The following is a 20,497-nucleotide window of genomic DNA, read 5'->3' as shown; positions in this document are numbered from 1 at the left end:
CCTGGTCCACCGGGATGGTGTTCACGTAGTCCGTGGTGGTCACCATCGGCACGCCGACGCTCTGCGCGCCGGCGCGCTGCAGCAGGCTCCGCATGATGTATTGGGCACGCTCGGTGCCCTGTTCCCTGATCAGTGCATCCAGGGACTCAGCCCATTCGGCGGTCTCTTCCGGATCACGATCAGGCAGCTGGTTTGTCAACCCGCTGAGGATATGGGAGGTATCTTCTCCTGCAGCCACGTCCAACCTCTCTTTGCGCGCATGCATCGGCGCCCACATGCCGGGCAGGGTGACTGTCCGGCATGAATGCGACGTGTGCGACGTATCGGTTACAACAGCCCGGTCATGTGCGCCGGGCAGGGTCTTATCACGCCTATGTCTGCCATTGAGTTCCAGGCGGTCGCCCCGCAGGCATAGTTGTCACCAGTCACTCTAGCTGTGACTCCAGCGCGATGCGTAGCCGCGTCCATGGCGTCCCTGTTGTATTTCGCCGTCATACTGGTTGTGTGACGAAAGCCGCTGCAACGCAGGCTGACGGCGCCGGATGTGACGCAGAATATGGCGGATCGCGGTGGTGGCAGCTTGAAGCGCAGGCACAAAGGGTGTTGGCTGGGAGTAATGGAAATCACTATGCGAATTGCATGTATTAGGCATTGGAGGAACACGTGAGCGAGGCCGACGCCGCCACTTCGGTAAATGTGGCGGAAAAATTGGGTTTCAAAAACGGGGATCTGATTCAGGAGTTCGGTTACGACGACGACGTCGATTTCGACTTACGTGATGATATTGAGGACCTGACAGGGTCCGAACTCCTGGACGAGGACGACCACGACGTTGTTGACGCCGTCATTTTTTGGTGGCGGGACGGCGACGGGGATCTGGTCGACAGCCTCATGGATTCCCTGACCACCCTGAGTGAAACCGGGGTTGTTTGGGTGTTGACGCCAAAGTCCGGGCGCACCGGGTACGTGTCGCCGGCGGAAATCCAGGAAGCGGCGCCCACTGCGGGCCTGCACCTCACCACCTCGGCAGGTGTGTCAAAGGACTGGAGTGCCACCCGCCTGGTCAGCAGGAAGAACAAGTGACGGCAGCTCTTGCCATAGCCGGGCAGACTGTTCCGGCGGTGGGGGAGCTTGCCCCGGACTTTGAGCTGGTAAACCAGTTCGGAGAACCTGTCCGGTTATCCACTTTCCGCGGGCAGAACGTTGTGCTGGTGTTTTATCCGTTTGCGTTTTCGGGTGTCTGTACCGGCGAGCTCTGCGAAATCCGGGACAACCTGGCCGCGTTCGAGGATGCCAGGGCCACCGTCCTGGCCGTGTCCGTAGACAGCAAGTTCAGCCTGCGGGCTTATGCCGAGAAGGAAAGCTACGGCTTTGACCTTCTGTCCGACTTCTGGCCGCACGGCGCTGTCGCTTCCGCCTATGGAGTCTTCGACCCGGAGAGCGGCATGGCTGGGCGCGGGACGTTCATCATCGATGCAGCAGGAACAATCCGCTACGTCGTGGTGAATCCACGCGGGCAGGCCCGCGATCTCGCCGAGTACCAGGATGCTCTGGCAGGTCTGGAACAGGCCTGAGGCCGCATGGACCAGGTGCGGCACGGCATCGGCCTGACGGGCTTCGCCAGCCTGCCGGCCGCTGACCCTGCCGCGCTGTCCAGTGCGGACCTTCAGGGGCTTGAACGCGTCCGGGAGCTTTTGTCCGGCAAGCGGCTGGCGTTACTGACCGGTGCAGGGCTGAGCACCGATTCGGGCATACCGGATTACCGCGGGCCGGACGCCGTGCCACGTTCGCCCATGACGTACCAGGAGTTTGTGCGCGACGGCGCCAACCGCCAGCGCTATTGGGCGCGGAACCATATCGGCTGGTCCCACTTGCGGCACGCAGATCCAAACCCTGGGCACACGGCGGCCGCAGAACTTGAGCGACGGGGCCTGCTCACTGGGTTGATCACGCAGAACGTCGACCGGCTGCATGAAGACGCCGGCAGCCGGAATGTCATTGACCTCCACGGCCGTTATGACCGGGTGGCCTGCCTCGATTGCAAGCGCACCTACACCCGCCGCCTGCTGTCGGACGTGCTCGAAGAACTCAATCCCGGCTTCCTGGCGCGCGCCACAACTTCCGGCCTGGTGGAAATGGCGCCCGACGCCGACGCCACTGTTGAGGACATTGCTCTGATCAGCAGTTTTGTGGTCGCTGCCTGCCCCGCCTGCGGCGGAATCCTCAAGCCCGACTTTGTCTACTTCGGCGAGAACGTGCCCAAAGAACGCGCAGAAGCCGCCTACGCGATGGTGGACAGTGCAGAGGCATTGCTTGTTGCCGGTTCATCGCTGACCGTGATGAGCGGACTGCGGTTCGTCCGTCACGCGGCGAAGGACGGCAAGCCTGTGGTGATCATCAACAGGGGCGGTACCCGGGGCGACCAGTACGCCACCATCAAGCTCGACGCCGGCGTCAGCGAGGCACTGACCTGGCTCGCCGCCGAACTCCCCGATCTTTGACCGTTCGGGGCGGACCGTGTCGATTGGCTTTTCGTCCCGCCCGTCAGGTAGAGTTTATGTTCGTTGGTTGACGCGCTGAGGTGCGAAAAACCGGCAGTTTGGGTCTTTAGCTCAGCTGGTAGAGCGCCACGTTTACACCGTGGATGTCATCGGTTCGATCCCGGTAGGACCCACCACCAAACCCCGTTGTTCCTGGCCAGAGGGCCGGGAACGGCGGGGTTTTTGTTGCCCTGTGCGGTTCAGGGCGTAGGGCCGGCCCATGAATGTGAATGGGGTCGAGTATCTCCGCGGCAGGGATTCCCCCAAGGGACCCGTGGAGCTCGTGGCATACGACGCAGGGTGGCCGGAGATCTTTTGCGACCTCCGCGACAACATCCGTTCCGCACTTGGCTTCATGGCTCAATACCGCTAGGGCGCCAAATTGTCGGTGGCTGTCCCTAGTGTTCCCGCTATGGAATATGTGGTGGTGAAGACGGCCAAGGACGGCAGCCCGACGGCCGTGGTCAGCAACGGCAGGGAATGGGCCGTCGGTGCCGACGCAGTGAGATGGTTTGAGCGTGTGAGCTGGTGGGAGGCGCAGCGGCGTATGCCCAAAGGTCTGGGCCGCGTAGACGTTGAGGTCTTGCAGGTCCAGGTGCGGCTGGGCCGCAATCCCCGGTCCGCATTGACCACCATGGTGCTGGAGCGCGACGGCCTTGGTGGCGGCTGGAGGCTGAGGGAATCCGTGGTGGACGTCGCCTGAACCCGGCAGCCCAGGCCACGGCAACATTCAGGCATTGGAAAACCCTCCACCGCGACTATTGGGGGATGCCGCGGTGGAGGGTCTGAAATGAATATACCGTGAACTTCCTGAAACAAACAAATGCCACGCGAACCAGGGTGCGTGGCGCGGTGGACAGCGCCTTGGCCCGGGCCCTGAATCGCCGCTAAGCCATTATGATGGTTACTGTTCAGCAGATTGAACGCATCTACGCGAAGCGCCCCGGCGTGCCGATCGAAGGAGAATCATGGCCGATTCCCGCACCTCCCGCTCCTCCGAGGGTTTGGGGAGCACATCGCCGGCGCCGGCGGTCACGCGTGCCGCCGCCGTCATGGACGCCTTGTCAGCCTCGGCGACGGGGCGGCTGACACTGAGCGACCTGGCCCGCGAGCTGGGTATCCCCAAGTCGTCCACCTCCAACCTGTTGCTGGCGTTGGAAGAAGCCCGGCTGATCAGCCGCCAGGGCGCCGAATTCACGCTGGGCCGCAAGCTCGTGGAACTCGGCGCCGCCTATCTCAGCCGGCTCGACGAAGTACAGGAGTTCTACCGGTTCTGCGAGCAGGCGCCGACTCTTTCCGGGGAGACGGTGCGCATAGCCATGCTGGACGGAACCAACGTGATCTATTTGGCCCGCTATGAGGGTCATCCGGCGGTCCGCCTGACGTCCAACATCGGCGACAAGATGCCGGTGTCCCTGTGTGCCGTGGGCAAGGCCCTGATTGCCCGCCTTCATGACCACGACGTCGACGCAATGTTTTCCGATGACGCCCAACTTCCGGTGCTGACCCCGAAGTCCCTCCGCACCGGGGCCGAATTGAAGGCACAGCTCACAACCATCCGTGAACAGGGCTATGCGTTCGAAGATGAGGAATCCACTACTGGAGTGGTCTGCTTGGCTGTGGCCGTGCCTACGCGCGGTGCCCACGGCCCAAGCCTTGGTTTGTCAGTCACGGCCCTAAAGGCCACATACTCCGCGGAGCAGGGTTCCCAGATGGTCAAGGAACTGAACGAGCTGGCGCGGTCCCTGGGCAACCCTATGGGCTGAGTGCCCCCCGCTCTGGCGGCCCTATTTAACGTTCGTCACCCCGGGTGTGAACAAAATCCGTCAACCACTTGCTGCGTGTTCAACTTGCTGTACTCTGTTCAATATAGTGATCGACACCACGGCGTGTCCTCGCTATCCCACCAGGCCAACGGGGGCCTGGAGTGTTTTTGAGGGAGTTCTTGTGACAACTCGTACTAAATCACCGCAGACTGACATGGACGGCGCCGCCGTCGATCCGGAGCAGCTGCGAAGGGCAACTCTTGCCAGCTCAGTAGGCTCCGCACTGGAGTACTACGACTTCTACATCTACGGCCTCGCCTCGGCCTTGATCTTTGGGCCGCTCTTCTTCTCACCGCTGGGGGAAAGCGGCGCCGTGATCGCGTCGTTCGCCACCTATGGTGTGGGCTTCGCAGCCCGCCCGTTCGGCGGCATCGTCTTCGGCTACATCGGTGACCGGTTCGGCCGGAAGATGGTCCTGATCCTGACCATCGGCCTGATGGGCATGGCCAGCTTCGCCATCGGGCTCCTGCCCACCTTTGAACAGGCGGGAATGGTCGGCGCAGTGCTCCTGGTGGCCCTTCGGATCCTTCAGGGCCTGGGCGCTGGCGCCGAGCAGGCAGGCGCCACCACCCTGATCTCAGAGGTGGCCCCGCGCCGCCGTCGTGGATTCTTCGCCGCACTGCCGTTCGTCGGCATCCAGCTGGGCACCCTGCTCGGCGCAGGCACCTTCGCCCTGATGGCACTGGCCGACAAGGAAGTGCTGCAGGGCTGGCTGTGGCGCGTTCCGTTCCTGGCGAGCGTCATCCTGATTGTTATCGCGGTGTTCATCCGACTCCGGCTCAAGGAAACGCCGGTCTTCCAGGAACTGGAAAAGCACAAAGCCGTGGTCAAGAACCCCGTCGTGCAGATCTGGAAGCACTCGAAGAAAAACGTGCTCATCGGCATCGGCCTGCGGATGGGAGAAAACGGAAACTCCTCCATTTACTCCGCCCTCCTGGTGTCCTTCATCAGCATGCCCGCCGGAATCTTCGCCGGCGACAAGTTCATCGGCCCCACCGGCCTCCTCATTGCCGCTGGATTCGCAGCGGTCATGGTGGTCACCTTCGGCGCCCTTTCCGACCGCTTCGGACGCGTTCCTGTATACCGCTACGGCGCCCTCTTTCAGGCCGTCATCGCACTGCCGGCCTTCTACCTGGTCACGCTCGGCAACGTCACCCTCGTCTGGGTGGTCATGGTGGTGGGCATTTCACTCGGCGTGCAGTCCATGCTCGGTCCGCAGTGCGCCATGCTGCCGGAACTCTTCGGCTCCCAGCACCGCTTCACCGGCGTGGCGCTGAGCCGTGAACTCTCCGCCGTCCTGGCCGGCGGATTCGCACCCATGATCGGTGTGGCCCTCCTGGCTGCGACAGGCCATTCCTGGCTGGTTCCCGCCATCTATTCCCTGGTCCTTGCGCTGATCTCCTTCGGCACCACCTTCTTCACCCCGGAAACCAACGGCCGGGACCTGCTCCTGGTGGAGGACGCACGCTAGGCACTCCACCCACGCAATAGGCGGCCTCCCCTTGATGGGGAGGCCGCCTATTTCCGTGCCGCTCGTTAATTTGGGCGCCGCTGCTCAGCGTAAATACGTAACTGATTTGCCGCTGACAGCACGCGGACATAACTGCCGGACACAAAAGAGCCCCTGCTACGGATTCCTGTTCCAGGATCCACGGCAGGGGCTCTGTGGTGCGGGCCGGGGCCTGCGTTAGTAGAAGTGGACCGGGTCCACCAGGTGGGGGAGGTCGCCGCCATCGAGGAACGTGCGCAGGTTGCTGCAGAAGCGCTCCGCAATCAGGCGGTTCTCCGCGGCACTGAGCGCCGAGGTATGCGGCGACACCATGACCCTGGGGTGGTTCCACAGCGGGCTGTCCTGGGGGAGCGGTTCCACGGCAAAGACATCAAGGCAGGCGTAGGAGACCTGGCCGTTGTCCAGGGCCTCCAGCAGGGCGTCCTCGTCCACCACGGTGCCGCGGCCCACGTTCACAAACACCGTTCCCGGCTTCATTGCGGCAAACACCTCACGGTTGAAGAGCTTCTCCGTGTACGGCGTGCCGGGCAGCGTATTGACGACGGCGTCCGCCGAGGCGAGCAGCCCGGCCAGTCCGTCGTTGCCGGCAACCTGCTCGATTCCTTCGATCGGCTCAACATTCCGCTTGGTGCCGCTGACAGTCATGCCCAGGGCGCGGGCGATCCGGGCGGTCTCCAGACCGATTTCGCCCAGGCCGGTCACTACCAGCGTGGAACCGCTGACCAGACGGGTGGGGGTCCGAAGCTCGGGCCACACCTTGGCGGCCTGGTCCTGGGCCAGCTCGGCGCTGCGCTTGAAGCCGTTGAGGATTCCCAGCGCAGCGAATTCTGCCAGCGGCAGGGCATGGACGCCGGCGGAGGTGGTCACCTTGAACTTGAGGAGGGTTTCCTGGTCCAGCCCGGAGGCCTTGACGGCACCGCCGGCGCCGGCGGCCATCGCGTGGACCCACTGGAGCCGTGGATTCTCGCGCGCTATGCGGGCCAGGCCCGCGGGGCTCTCATTGGGCAGGCCGTACAGAACCTGCGCCTTGTTGAGCATGGCCCAGTACTGCTCCTCCTGCGCGGGAGTGCGTTTGAAGTCCGGATCCCCGGAGTGGTCGGCCGGAAAACGCTCGGGCGGAAGCAGGTCCGGCTCATAGAGGACAGTTACGGAGGGGTCTACGGCGCGGATGCGGTCCACCAGCTCTGCTTCGAGCGGGACAGCGATCGCGACGGTGGTTAGAGTCGTCATAGTGTTCATCATACTGAATAGCGGCTAGGATATTGGACAGATTTCCCTTCATTAACCACACAACGATGTGAGTCGAGGCCTAGATATGCAAGACAGAACAGCGGGCTTTGTAGGCCTGGGGCTGATGGGGCTGCCCATGGCAGCGAATCTGGTCCGCGCCGGCTGGGCGGTCACCGCCTGGAACAGATCCGAAGCTCCCCTCCAGGAATTCGTGGCGCAGGGTGGCCACTCCGCGCCCGACGTCGCATCCCTGCGGGACCTGCCAATCATCGCCTTTATGCTCCCGGACCTGTCCTTCATCGAGGAGGCCTCGGCGGGGTTGCTGGCGAGCTGGGATGCGAATCCGCCGCAGGCCGGCACTGCCGTAGTGGTCGCAAGCTCAGTCTCACCGGCGAAGGTCCAGCACTTCGGGCGACGGGTCCACGCGGCAAGCCACGGCCGCGCCACCGTGGTGGACGCCCCGGTCAGCGGCGGGACCAAGGGCGCGACCGACGGGACCCTGGCCATCATGGCCGGCGGTACCGCGGACGACTTCCGGCGGCTCGAGCCCTTCTTCAACGCCATGGGAACCACGGTCAGGCACATGGGCCCACTGGGCGCGGGGTCGCTCGCCAAGGCCTGCAACCAGCTTATTGTTGGAACCACGACGGCGGCGCTCGCCGAAGCGGCCGAGCTCGCCGAGCGCTCCGGGATGGATCCGGCAGCGCTGTTCGACGTTCTGGCCGGCGGCCTTGCGGGCAGCCGTGTGCTGGAGAACGTGGGACCGCGTCTGGTCCGGAAGGACTACACACCAACAGGCCCGGCGAAGTTCATGCATAAGGACCTGTCCTTTGTGCTCGAATCAGCCCGGGCAGCCGGTGCTGCCGTGCCGATGGCAACTGCCGGTGTCGAGCTTTACGCCGAACTCAAGCGCCAGGGCCTTGGCGATCAGGACCTTGCCGTGGTCCGCCAGGCCATTTCGAATCTGAGCGACAACTCCAATATCGCGGAACCTGTGGATGCCGCAACGAAAGGGACAGCTGCACCATGAGTGGACTTTTTGATTTGACGGGGCGGGTTGCCCTGGTGACGGGTTCGAGCCGGGGGATTGGTCATGCGTTGGCGCGGGCGTTGGCTGATGCCGGGGCGACGGTGGTGTTGAACGGGATTAATGCGGAGCGGTTGAAGGCGGCTGAGGCGGCGATGGCCGCGGACTTCGCGCCGGGGCGGGTCCATGGTGTCGCGTTTGATGTCACGAGTGATGCCGAGGCTGCGCGGGGTGTTTCGTGGGTGGAGGAGCATGTGGGGCCGTTGCAGATCCTGGTGAACAATGCCGGGATCCAGCACCGGGTGCCGATGCTGGAGCTCGATGTCGCGGACTGGGAGCGGGTGATCAGGACGGATCTGACGAGCGCGTTCCTGGTGGGGCGTGAGGCCGCCCGGCACATGATCCCGCGGGGCAGGGGCAAGATCATCAATATCTGTTCGGTGCAGACGGACCTGGCCCGGCCCACGATCGCCCCGTATGTGGCGGCCAAGGGCGGGTTGCGGAACCTGACCCGGGCCATGACGGCGGAGTGGGCGGGGTCCGGGCTGCAGATCAACGGGATTGCTCCGGGCTATATCCATACCGAGATGACGCAGAACCTGGTGGACGATGAGCAGTTCAATGCCTGGATCCTGGGCCGGACCCCGGCGCACCGGTGGGGCACGGTCCAGGACCTGGCGGGCCCGGCGGTGTGGCTGGCCTCGGACGGTTCGGACTTTGTGAACGGGCAGACGATCTTCATCGACGGCGGAATGACGGTGGTGGTCTGATGGGCACCTCAGCAGTGGCTCAGGGGACCGAAGCAACAGTTCTGCCAGTGTCGGGTGCGGCGGTGGTGGCGCATGCGGCCGGGGATCTGCGGATCGAGGAGGTCCCGCTGGCGGCACCGGCCGCGGACGAGGCCGTGGTGGAGGTTTCCTACGGCGGGATCTGCGGGTCGGACCTGCATTACTGGCTGCACGGGGCGGCGGGGGAGTCCATTCTGAGGGCCCCGATGGTGTTGGGGCATGAGATTTCCGGGACCGTGGTCCGGGCCGCGGCGGACGGGACCGGCCCGGCCGCGGGCACCGCGGTCGCGGTCCACCCGGCCACCCCGGGCCCCGGTGCGGGGGAGGTGCGGTGGCCGGCGGACCGGCCCAACCTGTCCCCGGGCTGTACGTATCTGGGCAGCGCGGCGCGGTTCCCGCACACCGACGGGGCGTTCGCCCGGTACGTGAACCTGCCTTCCCGGATGTTGCGGGTGCTCCCGGCGGGGGTGGATCTGCGGACCGCGGCGCTGATCGAGCCGGCCGCCGTGGCCTGGCACGCCGTCGCCCGGGCCGGGGACGTGGCCGGGAAGAGCGTGTTGGTGATCGGCTGCGGCCCGATCGGTGCGCTGGCCGTCGCGGTCCTCAAACGTGCCGGCGCGGCCCGGATCACCGCTGTCGATGTCCATGCCAAACCGTTGGAGATTGCGTCCGCCGTCGGAGCGGATCACACCCTGCAGGCCGGGGACGCGGACGCGATCGCCGCGGTGCAGGCCGCCGTCGTCATCGAGTCCTCGGGCAGCCACCACGGCCTGACCTCAGCCATCCAGGGCGCGGGGCGCGGCGGGACCGTGGTCATGGTCGGGCTGCTGCCCACCGGGCCCCAGCCGGTCCTGATCTCCCTGGCCATCACCCGGGAACTGGACCTGCGTGGATCCTTCCGCTTCAACAACGAAATCGACGACGTCATCACCGCCCTCGCCGACGGCACCCTGCACATCGGCCCCGTCATCACCCACGAATACCCCCTCAGCCAAGGACTCGAAGCCTTCGAAACCGCCAGGAACTCCGCCGCATCAGGAAAAGTACTCCTCAACTTCCAACCGGAATAGCTGAGTGATTGAGCGCGAACGGACACTTGAGGCCCCGCTCAAAGGGGGCTTAAGTGTCCGTTCGCGCTTAAGCCCGGCGGACCGGAATGAACACCCTGGGCTGGTCCGTCCACGTTCCTGACAGCCGGGACGTGGTGCGGCGCATGATCTGTTCGGATGCGGCCCGGGCCGTGGCGGCGTCCCCGGCGGCGACCGCCTCGGCGAGATCGACGTGCCATTGGAGCGCTCCCTCGTGGGGGTGGTCCGGCATTAGTCCGTGGACCGTGCGCCCCGTCAGGGTCTCCGCCACTTGCCCCATCAGGTTGGCGAACATTTCGTTGCCCGATCCGGAAAGCAGGACCGAGTGAAAAGCGATGTCCAGCTCCAGGAACTTCTGCGCGTCCCCTGTATGGCCGGCGTCGCGCAGGGCATGGGCGATGTCCACCAGTTCCCGCCGCAGCTGCGCCGGTGCGTTGTTCGCGGCCAGCTCGGCCGCGGCGGGCTCGACGGCGGAGCGCAGTTCGATCAGTGACCGCAGCTGGGCGCCGCGGGCGTCGCTGGACAGCCGCCAGCGGATGACCTGGGAATCGAAGGGGTTCCAGCGGCTCGGCGGCAGCACGCGGATCCCCACCCGCTTGGTGGTTTCCACGAGGCCCAGGGACTGAAGGACCCGCACAGCCTCGCGGACCACGGAACGCGAAACCTGCAGTTCTTCCTCAAGGTGCTCGGCCAGCATGATGTGTCCGGTGGGCAGCTCGCCCGTGATGATCCGCGTGCCAAGGTTCTCAATGGCACGGTGGTGCAGGCTGGTCGACATGGACTCAAGCCTAAACTGGGATTGACTGGCCCCGTTCCACAAAGTGGGCACGGCTTCCCTCAAGCCGATTGAATATATATGCTTTATTCGGATCCCTCGGTTCGTGACAGCGTGCTTCGCTGCGAACGCGGAGCCATCTGCACATCCATTGCACAACGAAATTGGAGTTTTTGATGTCTGCACACATCGGTGTCACCGGCCTCGCGGTGATGGGCGCCAACCTGGCCCGCAACCTGGCTCGCAACGGCTTCACCGTTGCCCTGCACAACCGGTCCGTCGAAAAGACTGACGCGCTGCTCGAAAAGCACGGTACGGACGGCGACTTCGTCCGCACCGAAACCCTGCAGGAACTTGTTGACTCCCTGGAGAAGCCCCGCCGTGTCCTGATCATGGTCAAGGCCGGCAAGCCCGTTGACTCGGTCATCGAGCAGCTTGAACCGCTGCTGGAAGCCGGCGACATCATTATCGATGCCGGAAACTCCCACTACGAGGACACCCGCCGCCGCGAAGCCGCGCTGGCGAAGAAGGACCTGCACTTCGTAGGCGTCGGCGTCTCCGGTGGCGAAGAAGGTGCCCTGAACGGTCCGTCCATCATGCCCGGTGGCTCCAAGGAGTCCTATGACGCCCTCGGACCGCTGCTGGAAAAGATTTCAGCCAAGGTCGACGGCGAGCCTTGCTGCGCATGGGTAGGCACCGACGGTGCCGGCCACTTCGTCAAGATGGTCCACAACGGCATCGAATACGCCGACATGCAGGTCATCGGCGAGGCCTTCGACCTCCTCCGCTCCGGCGCGGGCATCGAGCCTGCGGAGCAGTCCAAGATCTTCACCGAGTGGAACAAGGGCGAGCTGTCGTCCTTCCTCATCGAAATCTCGGCAGAGGTCCTCGGCCACGTTGACGCGAAGACCGGCAAGCCGTTTGTTGACATTGTGGTGGATGCCGCAGGCCAGAAGGGCACCGGCCGCTGGACGGTCATCTCCGCCCTCGAGCTCGGTTCCCCGGTCTCCGGCATCGCCGAGTCCGTCTTCGCGCGTGGCCTGTCTTCGCAGGCTGAGCAGCGCAAGCTGGGCCAGGAACTGCTGGCCGGCGGGGAAGCATCCGTGGAAATCCCGGAGACTTTCGTCGAAGATGTCCGCCAGGCACTCTACGCCTCCAAGCTGGTCTCCTACGCCCAGGGCATGGACATGCTGACGTCCTCCGCCAAGGAATACGGCTGGGACCTCAAGCTGGACGAGATCGCCTCTCTCTGGCGCGCAGGCTGCATCATCCGTGCGGAGCTGCTCAAGGACATCACCAAGGCCTACGCCGCCGAGGAAAAGCCGGCCAACCTGCTGTTCGCCCCGGCCTTCACCCAGGCGATTGCCGACGCCCTCCCGGCGTGGCGCCGCGTGGTTGCCACGGCTGTCCAGCTGGGCATCCCGGTTCCCGTGTTCTCCTCGTCCCTGGCCTACTACGACGGCCTGCGCCGCAAGCGTGTGGCCGCAGCGCTGATCCAGGGCCAGCGTGACCTCTTCGGCGCGCACACCTACGGCCGCGTCGACGCTGAGGGCACGTTTCACACCCTGTGGGGCGAGGACAAGTCCGAAATCGAAGCAGTGGACACGCACTAATCCCCATGCTCTGATTGCATCAAGCTGCAAACCCTGCGGCCGGCACTTCCCGGATATTCTGGGAGCTGCCGGCCGTTGGCGTTTCCGGCAGCAGCCGCGGTGTCCGTCCATCCAAGGAGTCAGAATGCCCAAGCCAGTCGCATTTGTTACGGGAGCCTCCACGGGTATCGGCTTCGAGGCTGCGAAGAAGCTCAGCAGCCATGGCTTCATCGTCTACGCCGGCGCCCGCCGCGTGGACAGGATGGAGCCGCTGAAAGCGCTTGGCGTCCAGGTCCTGGCACTGGACGTGACGGACGACGATTCGATGCGCGCCGCCGTCGGCCGTGTCCTGGAAGAGCGCGGGCGGATAGACGTCCTGGTCAACAACGCCGGCTACGGCTCCTATGGGGCGCTGGAAGACGTGGATCTGGCCGAAGGCCGGCGCCAATTCGAAGTGAACGTCTTTGGCCTTGCCAGAATGACCCAGCTGGTCCTGCCGGCCATGCGGAGTGCGGGCCGGGGCAGGATCATCAACATCTCGTCCATCGGCGGAAAATTCTACGAACCCCTTGGTGCCTGGTACCACGCCACGAAGTTCGCCGTGGAGGGCATGAGCGATGCACTGCGGCTGGAACTCAAGCCGCACGGCATCGACGTCGCCATCATTGAACCGGCAAGTACGCTCAGCGAATGGGGCCGGATTTCCGCTGACGGGCTGCTGGCCAGCAGCGGCGAGGGGCCGTACGCTGCCCAGGCAAAGCACATGGCCGATGTCCTGGCGTCCACGGACAGGCCGGAAACGTCAACGCAGCCAGCGGTGATTGCTGCGGCTGTACTACACGCGGCCACGGCTGCGCGTCCCCGGACCCGGTATCCCGTGGGCAGGGGAGCGGCAGCCATTCTGGGCCTGCGGCGCGTCCTGCCGGACCGGCTCTATGACGCGGTGGTCATGGCAGTCCTGAAGCGTGTTGCCGGGTAGAGGCTGCAGTAACGGATCAGATCCGGTATTCGATGTCGTACTCGGCCGGATCCACTGCGGGCTTGGTTTCGCGCTGGGCATCGCGGTGGCGCCACTTGGCGGGCACTCCGGTGACAATCGATTCCGGCGGCGCGTCCTTGACCACCACGGCGTTGGCGCCCACGGCGCTGTCCCGGCCGATGGTGATGGGTCCCAGGATCTTGGCCCCGGCACCGATGGTGACCCGGTCCTCAATGGTGGGGTGGCGCTTGACCTTGGCCAGGGAGCGGCCGCCCAGCGTGACGCCGTGGTAGATCATCACGTCTTCGCCGATTTCGGCGGTCTCGCCGATGACCACACCCATACCGTGGTCGATAAAGAAGCGCCGGCCGATCGTGGCGCCTGGATGGATCTCGATTCCGGTCAGGAAGCGGCCCAGCTGCGACACCAGCCGCGCCGGGAACCGCAGCCCCGGGGTCTGCCACATGCGGTGCGTCAGCCGGTGGATCCAGATGGCATGCAGCCCCGAATAGGCGAAAAAATTCTCAAAAGAACCTCGAGCCGCCGGGTCGTGTGACCGGGCGGCGTCGAGGTCTTCCTTCAGTCTTGCGAAAAAGCCCACAAAGTTCTTTCTACAGGAAACGGGGCGACAACGGACTGATCAGCCGCGGATGTCGTCATAGAGCACGGTGGAGATGTAACGCTCACCGAAGTCGCAGACAACCGCCACGATCAGCTTGCCGGCATTCTCCGGACGCTTGGCAAGTTCCAGGGCACCCCAGACGATGGCCCCGGAGGAGATGCCGCCGAGGATGCCTTCCTTGACGCCGAGTTCACGGGCGACGCGGACGGAATCCTCCAGGGTAGCGTCCAGGACTTCGTCGTAGACGTTGGTGTCCAGGATTTCCGGGATGAAGTTCGCACCGATGCCCTGGATCTTGTGCGGCCCGGGAGCGCCGCCGTTCAGGATGGCGGAGTCCTTGGGTTCGATGGCCACAATCTGGACGTCAGGATTGCGTTCCTTCAGGACCTGGCCGACGCCGGTGACGGTGCCGCCGGTGCCGATGCCGGCGACGAAGATGTCCACCTTGCCGTCGGTGTCGGACCAGATTTCCTCGGCGGTGGTGGTGCGGTGGATCTCAGGGTTGGCCTCGTTGGCGAACTGCTGGGCCCAGATGGAGTTCTCCGTGTTGGCAACGATTTCCTGGGCCTTTTCCACGGCGCCGCGCATGCCCTCGGAACCCGGGGTCAGCACAATCTCGGCACCGAACGCCCGCAGCATAACGCGGCGTTCGGTGGACATGGTCTCGGGCATGGTCAGGATGACCTTGTAGCCGCGGGCAGCGCCCACCATGGCCAGGGCGATGCCGGTGTTGCCGGAGGTGCCTTCAACGATGGTGCCGCCGGGCTTGAGGGCGCCGGACTTCTCGGCGGCGTCAACGATGGCCACGCCGATGCGGTCCTTGACGCTGTTGGCCGGGTTGTAGAACTCCAGCTTGACGGCCACAGTGGCGCCCAGGCCCTCGGTGAGCCGGTTCAGGCGGACCAGCGGAGTGCCGCCGACCAGCTGCGTTACATCGTCATAGATCCGTGCCATGTAGATATGCCTATCTCTCAAGAGTGAATGCTGAGGTCAGCCTAACGATGGCTGAGCGGCCGCTGCTAAGCATTAAGCCATGCAGAGTAATATTTCCTGGCCTTCGCGAGCTTTGGATTGATGATCACCTGGCAGTAGCCCTGCTCGGGATACTTGGCGTAATAGTCCTGGTGGACGTCTTCCGCCACATGGAACCGTGGCAGCCGGCTGACCTCGGTCACAATCGGGTGCGACCACAGCGCCTGGTTCCGTTCGATGGCTTCCTCGAAGAGAATCTTCTCCTCGGTGGTCTCATAGAACATGGACGAGCGGTACTGCGTGCCCACGTCGTAGCCCTGGCGGTTGAGCGTGGTGGGATCGTGCAGCGCGAAGAACATGTCCAGGATGACCTCGGCCGGGATGACCGTCTCGTCGAAGGTGACCGCCACGACCTCAGCGTGGCCCGTGGTTCCGCCGCAGACGGAGTAGTAGTCCGGCCGGGGATCATGGCCGCCCGTGTAGCCGGAAATCACCGAGGAGACTCCCTTGGTTTTCTGGTAGACAGCATCAAGGCACCAGAAGCAGCCCCCGCCAAGAACAAAAGTTTTCATGACCTCTTCAATGGTTGAGCGCGCCGGATGATTCCCAGACCACCCTACGAGAATTTGAAAGATGCCGGGCAAACGGCCCGATGGGGTAAAACTGAGACTATGGAATCTGCAGACACCGGCGTTACAGATGCGGACAAGCACGACGACGGCACCCTTAAGGGGGAGGACGCTGCAGCGGATGGTCCGGCTGCTCCCACGCTGGGCCAGGTGCTGCTGGCGGTCGAGGAACTCTGGCCCGAGTCGCTGGCCGAAAACTGGGACGAAGTAGGGCTCGTGGCCGGCCACCCGTCAGCGCCCGTGACCAGGGTGATGTTCGCCGTTGATCCCACGCTCACGGTGATCGAGGAAGCGGTGGAATGGGGTGCCGAGCTCCTGATCACCCACCACCCGCTGCTTCTCAAGGGCGTCACGTCCGTGGCCGCTACCACCGCCAAGGGCCAGGCCATCCACCGTCTCATCGAGTCTGGCACCGCGCTCCTGACCGTCCACACCAACGGTGATTCCGCCGTCGGGGGCGTTTCCGACGTCCTGGCTGATGCGCTGGGACTGGAGGGCGTCGTCCCGCTGACCGTTGCCGCAAACGGCCTGCCCGAGGAAGGCATCGGACGCGTGGGTGATCTGGCGGACGTGATGAGTCTGGGCGATTTCGCGGCCAGGGTGTTCGGCATCCTGCCGTCGGTGGCCGGGGGAGTCCGCGTGTCCGGGGATAAGGATGGGCTGGTGCGGCGCATTGCGGTGTGCGGCGGGGCGGGGGATTCCCTGTTCAACGAGGTGCGGGCCAACAATGCCGACGTCTATGTCACCGCCGACCTCCGGCACCATCCGGCGTCCGAAGCCCGCGAAGCGGCAGTGAACGGCCGGCCGTACCTGATTGACGTTTCGCACTTCGCCAGCGAATGGCTCTGGCTGCCCGCCGCGGCGTCGGCACTGGGCAATGTGCTCGCCGATCAGGGCCACGACGTCGAGATCCAGGTAAGTACCACCAACAGCGATCCGTGGGACTTCATTCTGACTCCGGGCTAAGCCTGGCGTTCGAGGGGCCCCCGGGTGAGCGTAGCGAGGCAGGGGAGCAGGCCAGGCGCTAGAGTCTATACAGCGCCGATACGGTGCCCGGCTTCGGCCGGATTGGATTCAGCGGAGGTAAATAGTGGCCAAGGCAGCACCGGCGGAACAGTTGAAGTTGCTCGAACTGCAGGGGCTGGACGCAAAGCTCAAGTCCCTGTCCAACCGCCGCCGGGCCCTGGAAACCGATCCCCGGATCGAGGACCTGCAATCTGCCCTGTCCGTCGCCAACGGTGAACTCGGCTCCGCCAAGATGGCTGTCCATGACGCCGAAGCAGAGCTGAAGCGTGCAGAGGCCGACGTCGAACAGGTCGCCTCCCGCATCGAACGCGACGAAGCCCGGCTCAACAGCGGAACGGGGCTGTCAAAGGACCTTGTGGCCCTGCAGAAGGACATCGCGTCACTGAACAGGCGCCGCTCCGACCTTGAGGATGTGGAGCTGGAAGTCTTGGAACGCCTGGACTCGCTCCGCGAGCGGCAGGCGGCCCAGCAGCTCATCGTGGACAACGTCCAAGGCTCTTTCGGCGGCATCCGGGCCGAACTCGATGAGGCCCTGGCCGAAGTGGCCGCTGAAGCGACCGTTGTCAGCGGCAAGCGTGCCGAATTCGCTGAAAAGCTCGACGCCGGGATGCTGGCTGTCTACGAAAAGACGCTGGGAAAGCGGGGAGTGGGCGCCGCACGGTTGTTCCACGGGACTTCTGAAGCCTCCGGCATGAAGCTGAGCCCCGGAGACCTCGCAGAAATCAAGGCCGCCGCCGAAGACGACATTGTGTTCTGCCCGGATTCGGGTGCCATACTGGTGCGCTCCGCCGAGTGGAACACCCCCGCCCCAACTGCCTAGCAGCCCCTGAAAGTAGCGCTAGCTGTCGTTTTGAACGTTCAAAACGACAGTTAGTGCTACCTAGTTGGGAAGGATGATGTTCAGCGCGTGCGGTTTCCGCGCTGAACCGTCAACCAACTCCGCGTCCCATTTCTCGCGCGCGGCCTTCAGCAGCTGTACCGGGGTCTGGGGGGCGTTGCCGCGGCGGGCCAGCAGGTGCCGTGCCAGCTCGCCGCGCGTGTGCTTGGCGAAGTGGCTGACCACCTTGCGTACACCGTTGACCTCGGTGAATACGCTGACTGCCACCGTCTGATCCGGCGGCGGTGCCCATGCCACGGCATACGTGCTGGAGCGGCAGTCCACGAGCAGATGCCCGGACACGGACTCCGCGAGGGCTTCCGAAAGCTGCGGCTTCCAGAACGAGGCGAGGCGGCCGACGTCGGGCAGTGCCGTTCCCATCGACAGCCGGTAGGCGGGCACACTGTCGGCGAAGCGGATGGCACCCCACAGGGCCGAGATCACCAGCACCGAAACATCGGCCTTCCGGCGCTGCGCCGGGGTCAGCGTTCTGTAGCCGAGGGCGTCGTACAGAACGCCCGAATAGATCTGGTGCGCAGGGGCCGCCGGTTCGGCGTGGAGCCGGGTGTTGCGTTCGACGTCGTCCTGCAGTGATGCGCCGACGCCGAGCAGCGCGAGGGCATCCTCATGTGCACTCACCGTCCCCAGCGCTTCCAGGACCTTGGCCCGGTAGGTGTTGAGTTCAGGAAAACTCAGTGACGGCCAGTCGACGGCGGACCCGCGGACTGCGGGGGTCTTGCCTTCGGAGGGGGGAAGCAGAATCAGCACCGTACGATCCTACCGGCGACGGAGGGGCCTCCTTCCGGCGGTAGACTGGCTGCGGATGGGTTGACCAGGCGGCCGCGCGTCACGCAAGTGGCTCGAGGAACGTCCGGGCTCCGCAGGGCAGGGTGGTGGGTAACGCCCACTCGGGGTAACCCGCAGGCCAGTGCCACAGAGAACAGACCGCCTGCGTCTTCCGGCAACGGAGGCTCAGCAGGTAAGGGTGAAACGGTGGTGTAAGAGACCACCAGCTTCCCGGGTGACCGGGAAGGCTAGGTAAACCCCACCCGGAGCAAGGCCAGACAGGACACGTTTGAGGGCTGCCCGCCCGAGTGTCCGGGTAGGCCGCTGGAGGGCGTCGGTAACGGCGTCCGTAGATGGATGGCCGCTACTCCCGCGCTGGTAACGGCACGGGAGCACAGAACCCGGCGTATCGGTCAACCCATCCAACACCACCCGCCGGGCACCGACCCGCCCCGCATGTGAGTGATTTCACGCCGGTTGCGGCGGTCCGCGGTGTCGCTCCAGCCTAGAATAGAGAGCGAACGTAGAAGTTCTGCCGCCGGGTCTGCGTTCGCAGCCGGTGGCTTTTCTTTACGCTTCTCCACGGCACCCGGGATGGACCGCATCCTGCCGGTGCCAGAGCCCCTGGACAACATCAGGTGGCCGCCAACCGCGTACGACGACGTATGCGGCTGAACCGAGGAAGGTAGTTCTGTGAGCCAGACGTCAGATTCTTGTCTTGATACGTGGATGGGCCGGGAGGCTCTCGCCGAGGCCATGATTCCGGTGATTGGCCGGCTGTACCGCGAGAACAACGTGGTGACCAGCATTCACGGCCGCAGCCTGATCAACAAGTCCACCATGAACATCCTCAAGGCGCACCGTTTCGCCCGCCGCATGAGCAACACCGAGCTCCTGCTCGAAGAGACCGCACCGCTGCTGAACATCCTGGCTCAGCTGGAGCTTGGTGCGGCGGCCATCGACGTGGCCCGCCTGGCGGAGAAGTTCAAGGCAGAAGGCGACGGCGCCACCTTGGAAGAGTTCCTCCGCGCCGAACTTGCCGAGGTAGTGGGCAAGCGCGGCGGCGATGACCGCACCAGCACCGACGTTGTGCTGTACGGCTTTGGCCGGATCGGCCGCCTGCTGGCGCGCCTCCTCATCGAAAAGGCAGGCGGCGGGCACGGCCTGCGCCTGCGCGCCATCGTGGTGCGCCGCGGCTCGGACAAGGACCTCACCAAGCGCGCCAGCCTTCTGCGCCGCGACTCGGTCCACGGCTCCTTCGAGGGAACCATCCGTGTGGACGAGGATGCCAACACCATCACCGCGAACGGTGTCCAGGTCCAGGTCATCTACTCGGAGAACCCCGCCACGATCGACTACACGGCCTACGGCATCCACGACGCCCTGGTGGTGGACAACACGGGCCGCTGGCGCGACGCTGAGGGCCTGTCGCAGCACCTGCAGAGCAAGGGCGTTGCCCGTGTGCTCCTCACCGCTCCGGGCAAGGGTGCGCTGAAGAACATTGTGCACGGCATCAACCACGGCAGCATCGAGGACACGGACCAGATTGTGTCCGCAGCGTCCTGCACCACGAACGCCATCACCCCGGTCCTGAAGGCCATCAACGACAAGTTCGGTGTGATCCACGGCCACGTGGAGACGGTCCACTCCTTCACCAACGACCAGAACCTGATCGATAACTTCCACAAGGGCGACCGCCGGGGCCGCTCCGCCGCGCTGAACATGGTCATCACGGAAACCGGAGCGGCCACCGCTGTGGCGAAGGCCCTGCCCGAACTGCTGGGCAAGCTCACGGGAAGTTCCATCCGGGTCCCCACGCCGGACGTCTCGCTGGCGATCCTGAACCTGAGCCTTGAGAACGGCACCACCAAGGATGAGGTGAACGATTACCTGCGCCAGATGTCCCTGCATTCGGACCTGCGCAAGCAGATTGATTACATCGATTCGCCGGAGGTTGTTTCCACGGACTTCGTCGGCTCGCGCCGTGCCGGCATCGTGGACGGTCTCGCCACGATCGCCAATGATAAGAACGTCATCCTCTATGTCTGGTACGACAACGAGTTCGGCTACAGCTGCCAGGTAGTCCGGGTCATGGAAGAGATGGCCGGCGTCAACCCGCCGTCCTTCCCCGCCAAGGAAGCCGCTGCTGCCTTGGCCGCAATCGCCGTCTAGGCCGTCTGCCGGGCTGGCTGCCCGACATTCCCGGCTGATTCGCTGGAATCAGCCGGGA

Annotated in this window: 22 protein-coding genes, 1 tRNA gene and 1 other RNA gene; 17 read left to right on the top strand and 7 right to left on the bottom strand. The window is 64.6% G+C overall.

Annotated features, from left to right (window positions below):
• Window positions 1–265 (bottom strand): pyruvate dehydrogenase E1 component-related protein (locus ACX80V_RS19330; protein ID WP_485844509.1); only part of this gene is annotated, 265 nt, incomplete at its 3' end.
• Window positions 266–663: 398 nt separating this feature from the next.
• Between ACX80V_RS19330 and ACX80V_RS19325 the strand changes: the two genes are divergently transcribed.
• From ACX80V_RS19325 to ACX80V_RS19290, 8 genes are all read left to right on the top strand, one after another.
• Entirely contained in the window at window positions 664–1,083 is a 420-nt protein-coding gene (locus ACX80V_RS19325) for a DUF3052 domain-containing protein (RefSeq protein WP_056341561.1), read from the top strand.
• Window positions 1,080–1,574, top strand: coding sequence for a peroxiredoxin (locus tag ACX80V_RS19320; protein WP_485844508.1), 495 nt, complete (start codon window positions 1,080–1,082; stop codon window positions 1,572–1,574). The genes ACX80V_RS19325 and ACX80V_RS19320 overlap by 4 nt, the downstream gene beginning before the upstream one ends.
• A 6-nt stretch (window positions 1,575–1,580) precedes the next feature.
• On the top strand, window positions 1,581–2,501 hold the full coding sequence (locus ACX80V_RS19315) for an NAD-dependent protein deacetylase (RefSeq protein WP_485844507.1): 921 nt from the start codon (window positions 1,581–1,583) through the stop codon (window positions 2,499–2,501).
• Between the two features lie 100 nt (window positions 2,502–2,601).
• A tRNA-Val gene (locus ACX80V_RS19310) sits at window positions 2,602–2,677 on the top strand.
• Window positions 2,678–2,760: 83 nt separating this feature from the next.
• The gene (locus ACX80V_RS19305) at window positions 2,761–2,913 is read left to right on the top strand and encodes a hypothetical protein (RefSeq protein WP_485844506.1); all 153 of its coding nucleotides are present in this window, start codon (window positions 2,761–2,763) and stop codon (window positions 2,911–2,913) included.
• 39 nt (window positions 2,914–2,952) lie between these two features.
• The gene (locus tag ACX80V_RS19300; RefSeq protein WP_485844505.1) at window positions 2,953–3,243 is read left to right on the top strand and encodes a hypothetical protein; all 291 of its coding nucleotides are present in this window, start codon (window positions 2,953–2,955) and stop codon (window positions 3,241–3,243) included.
• Window positions 3,244–3,508: 265 nt separating this feature from the next.
• Window positions 3,509–4,306: an IclR family transcriptional regulator gene (locus ACX80V_RS19295; RefSeq protein ID WP_104061272.1), complete on the top strand. Its 798-nt coding sequence runs from the start codon at window positions 3,509–3,511 to the stop codon at window positions 4,304–4,306.
• Window positions 4,307–4,520: 214 nt separating this feature from the next.
• Window positions 4,521–5,837: an MFS transporter gene (locus ACX80V_RS19290; protein WP_485844511.1), complete on the top strand. Its 1,317-nt coding sequence runs from the start codon at window positions 4,521–4,523 to the stop codon at window positions 5,835–5,837.
• Between the two features lie 216 nt (window positions 5,838–6,053).
• Here the strand turns inward: ACX80V_RS19290 and ACX80V_RS19285 are convergent, their stop codons facing one another.
• Window positions 6,054–7,118, bottom strand: a complete 1,065-nt coding sequence (locus ACX80V_RS19285) for a D-2-hydroxyacid dehydrogenase (RefSeq protein WP_485844504.1) — start codon at window positions 7,116–7,118, stop codon at window positions 6,054–6,056.
• 73 nt (window positions 7,119–7,191) lie between these two features.
• Between ACX80V_RS19285 and ACX80V_RS19280 the strand changes: the two genes are divergently transcribed.
• From ACX80V_RS19280 to ACX80V_RS19270, 3 genes are read left to right on the top strand one after another with little or no spacing between them, the layout of a single operon-like run.
• Window positions 7,192–8,136, top strand: a complete 945-nt coding sequence (locus ACX80V_RS19280) for an NAD(P)-dependent oxidoreductase (RefSeq protein ID WP_485844503.1) — start codon at window positions 7,192–7,194, stop codon at window positions 8,134–8,136.
• The gene (locus tag ACX80V_RS19275) at window positions 8,133–8,903 is read left to right on the top strand and encodes an SDR family oxidoreductase (protein WP_485844502.1); all 771 of its coding nucleotides are present in this window, start codon (window positions 8,133–8,135) and stop codon (window positions 8,901–8,903) included. Before ACX80V_RS19280 ends, ACX80V_RS19275 begins: the two co-directional genes overlap by 4 nt.
• A complete protein-coding gene (locus ACX80V_RS19270) occupies window positions 8,903–9,991 on the top strand; it encodes an L-idonate 5-dehydrogenase (RefSeq protein ID WP_485844501.1) in 1,089 nt (362 codons plus the stop codon). The genes ACX80V_RS19275 and ACX80V_RS19270 overlap by 1 nt, the downstream gene beginning before the upstream one ends.
• A 67-nt stretch (window positions 9,992–10,058) precedes the next feature.
• On the opposite strand, the gene ACX80V_RS19265 is transcribed toward ACX80V_RS19270, so the two are convergent.
• Complete coding sequence (locus ACX80V_RS19265) at window positions 10,059–10,787, bottom strand: FadR/GntR family transcriptional regulator (protein WP_485844500.1); 729 nt, start codon at window positions 10,785–10,787, stop codon at window positions 10,059–10,061.
• A 173-nt stretch (window positions 10,788–10,960) separates the two neighbouring features.
• Between ACX80V_RS19265 and gnd the strand changes: the two genes are divergently transcribed.
• Both gnd and ACX80V_RS19255 read left to right on the top strand, forming a co-directional pair.
• Window positions 10,961–12,397: an NADP-dependent phosphogluconate dehydrogenase gene (gene gnd / locus ACX80V_RS19260; protein WP_485844499.1), complete on the top strand. Its 1,437-nt coding sequence runs from the start codon at window positions 10,961–10,963 to the stop codon at window positions 12,395–12,397.
• 124 nt (window positions 12,398–12,521) lie between these two features.
• Complete coding sequence (locus ACX80V_RS19255) at window positions 12,522–13,355, top strand: oxidoreductase (RefSeq protein ID WP_248760185.1); 834 nt, start codon at window positions 12,522–12,524, stop codon at window positions 13,353–13,355.
• Between the two features lie 16 nt (window positions 13,356–13,371).
• Here the strand turns inward: ACX80V_RS19255 and epsC are convergent, their stop codons facing one another.
• The 3 genes from epsC to msrA form a co-directional block, all read right to left on the bottom strand.
• Window positions 13,372–13,956, bottom strand: coding sequence for a serine O-acetyltransferase EpsC (gene epsC / locus ACX80V_RS19250; protein ID WP_058932136.1), 585 nt, complete (start codon window positions 13,954–13,956; stop codon window positions 13,372–13,374).
• Between the two features lie 39 nt (window positions 13,957–13,995).
• Window positions 13,996–14,931: a cysteine synthase A gene (gene cysK / locus ACX80V_RS19245; RefSeq protein WP_058932137.1), complete on the bottom strand. Its 936-nt coding sequence runs from the start codon at window positions 14,929–14,931 to the stop codon at window positions 13,996–13,998.
• A 65-nt stretch (window positions 14,932–14,996) separates the two neighbouring features.
• Window positions 14,997–15,521 (bottom strand): peptide-methionine (S)-S-oxide reductase MsrA, encoded by a 525-nt coding sequence (gene msrA / locus ACX80V_RS19240; RefSeq protein ID WP_485844498.1) that lies wholly within the window; start codon window positions 15,519–15,521, stop codon window positions 14,997–14,999.
• Window positions 15,522–15,620: 99 nt separating this feature from the next.
• Between msrA and ACX80V_RS19235 the strand changes: the two genes are divergently transcribed.
• Both ACX80V_RS19235 and ACX80V_RS19230 read left to right on the top strand, forming a co-directional pair.
• Window positions 15,621–16,544, top strand: a complete 924-nt coding sequence (locus ACX80V_RS19235; RefSeq protein ID WP_485844497.1) for a Nif3-like dinuclear metal center hexameric protein — start codon at window positions 15,621–15,623, stop codon at window positions 16,542–16,544.
• Window positions 16,545–16,668: 124 nt separating this feature from the next.
• Entirely contained in the window at window positions 16,669–17,424 is a 756-nt protein-coding gene (locus tag ACX80V_RS19230) for a zinc ribbon domain-containing protein (RefSeq protein ID WP_485844496.1), read from the top strand.
• A 60-nt stretch (window positions 17,425–17,484) separates the two neighbouring features.
• Here ACX80V_RS19230 and ACX80V_RS19225 read toward each other — a convergent pair whose 3' ends face one another.
• Complete coding sequence (locus tag ACX80V_RS19225; protein WP_485844495.1) at window positions 17,485–18,249, bottom strand: YaaA family protein; 765 nt, start codon at window positions 18,247–18,249, stop codon at window positions 17,485–17,487.
• Window positions 18,250–18,305: 56 nt separating this feature from the next.
• Between ACX80V_RS19225 and rnpB the strand changes: the two genes are divergently transcribed.
• Window positions 18,306–18,692, top strand: an RNA gene (gene rnpB, locus ACX80V_RS19220) — RNase P RNA component class A.
• A gap of 268 nt (window positions 18,693–18,960) precedes the next feature.
• Window positions 18,961–20,439 carry a glyceraldehyde-3-phosphate dehydrogenase gene (locus ACX80V_RS19215; RefSeq protein ID WP_485844494.1) on the top strand — a complete coding sequence of 493 codons (1,479 nt, stop codon included), beginning with the start codon at window positions 18,961–18,963 and terminating at the stop codon, window positions 20,437–20,439.
• Window positions 20,440–20,497 lie beyond the last annotated feature (58 nt).

Source organism: Pseudarthrobacter arbutini (genome assembly GCF_054510915.1).
The sequence above is the reverse complement of the archived record's forward strand: the minus strand, read 5'-3'. Positions and strand labels throughout refer to the sequence as shown.

Bases quoted from the DNA above. Each gene is read 5' to 3' on its own strand.
- ACX80V_RS19235 (WP_485844497.1), top strand. From the start codon at position 15,621: ATGGAATCTGCAGACACCGGCGTTACAGATGCGGACAAGCACGACGAC.
- ACX80V_RS19270 (WP_485844501.1), top strand. From the start codon at position 8,903: ATGGGCACCTCAGCAGTGGCTCAGGGGACCGAAGCAACAGTTCTGCCA.
- ACX80V_RS19290 (WP_485844511.1), top strand. From the start codon at position 4,521: ATGGACGGCGCCGCCGTCGATCCGGAGCAGCTGCGAAGGGCAACTCTT.
- ACX80V_RS19280 (WP_485844503.1), top strand. From the start codon at position 7,192: ATGCAAGACAGAACAGCGGGCTTTGTAGGCCTGGGGCTGATGGGGCTG.
- msrA (WP_485844498.1), bottom strand. From the start codon at position 15,521: ATGAAAACTTTTGTTCTTGGCGGGGGCTGCTTCTGGTGCCTTGATGCT.
- ACX80V_RS19315 (WP_485844507.1), top strand. From the start codon at position 1,581: ATGGACCAGGTGCGGCACGGCATCGGCCTGACGGGCTTCGCCAGCCTG.
- ACX80V_RS19275 (WP_485844502.1), top strand. From the start codon at position 8,133: ATGAGTGGACTTTTTGATTTGACGGGGCGGGTTGCCCTGGTGACGGGT.
- ACX80V_RS19255 (WP_248760185.1), top strand. From the start codon at position 12,522: ATGCCCAAGCCAGTCGCATTTGTTACGGGAGCCTCCACGGGTATCGGC.
- ACX80V_RS19285 (WP_485844504.1), bottom strand. From the start codon at position 7,118: ATGATGAACACTATGACGACTCTAACCACCGTCGCGATCGCTGTCCCG.
- ACX80V_RS19295 (WP_104061272.1), top strand. From the start codon at position 3,509: ATGGCCGATTCCCGCACCTCCCGCTCCTCCGAGGGTTTGGGGAGCACA.
- ACX80V_RS19305 (WP_485844506.1), top strand. From the start codon at position 2,761: ATGAATGTGAATGGGGTCGAGTATCTCCGCGGCAGGGATTCCCCCAAG.
- ACX80V_RS19265 (WP_485844500.1), bottom strand. From the start codon at position 10,787: ATGTCGACCAGCCTGCACCACCGTGCCATTGAGAACCTTGGCACGCGG.
- gnd (WP_485844499.1), top strand. From the start codon at position 10,961: ATGTCTGCACACATCGGTGTCACCGGCCTCGCGGTGATGGGCGCCAAC.
- ACX80V_RS19300 (WP_485844505.1), top strand. From the start codon at position 2,953: ATGGAATATGTGGTGGTGAAGACGGCCAAGGACGGCAGCCCGACGGCC.
- cysK (WP_058932137.1), bottom strand. From the start codon at position 14,931: ATGGCACGGATCTATGACGATGTAACGCAGCTGGTCGGCGGCACTCCG.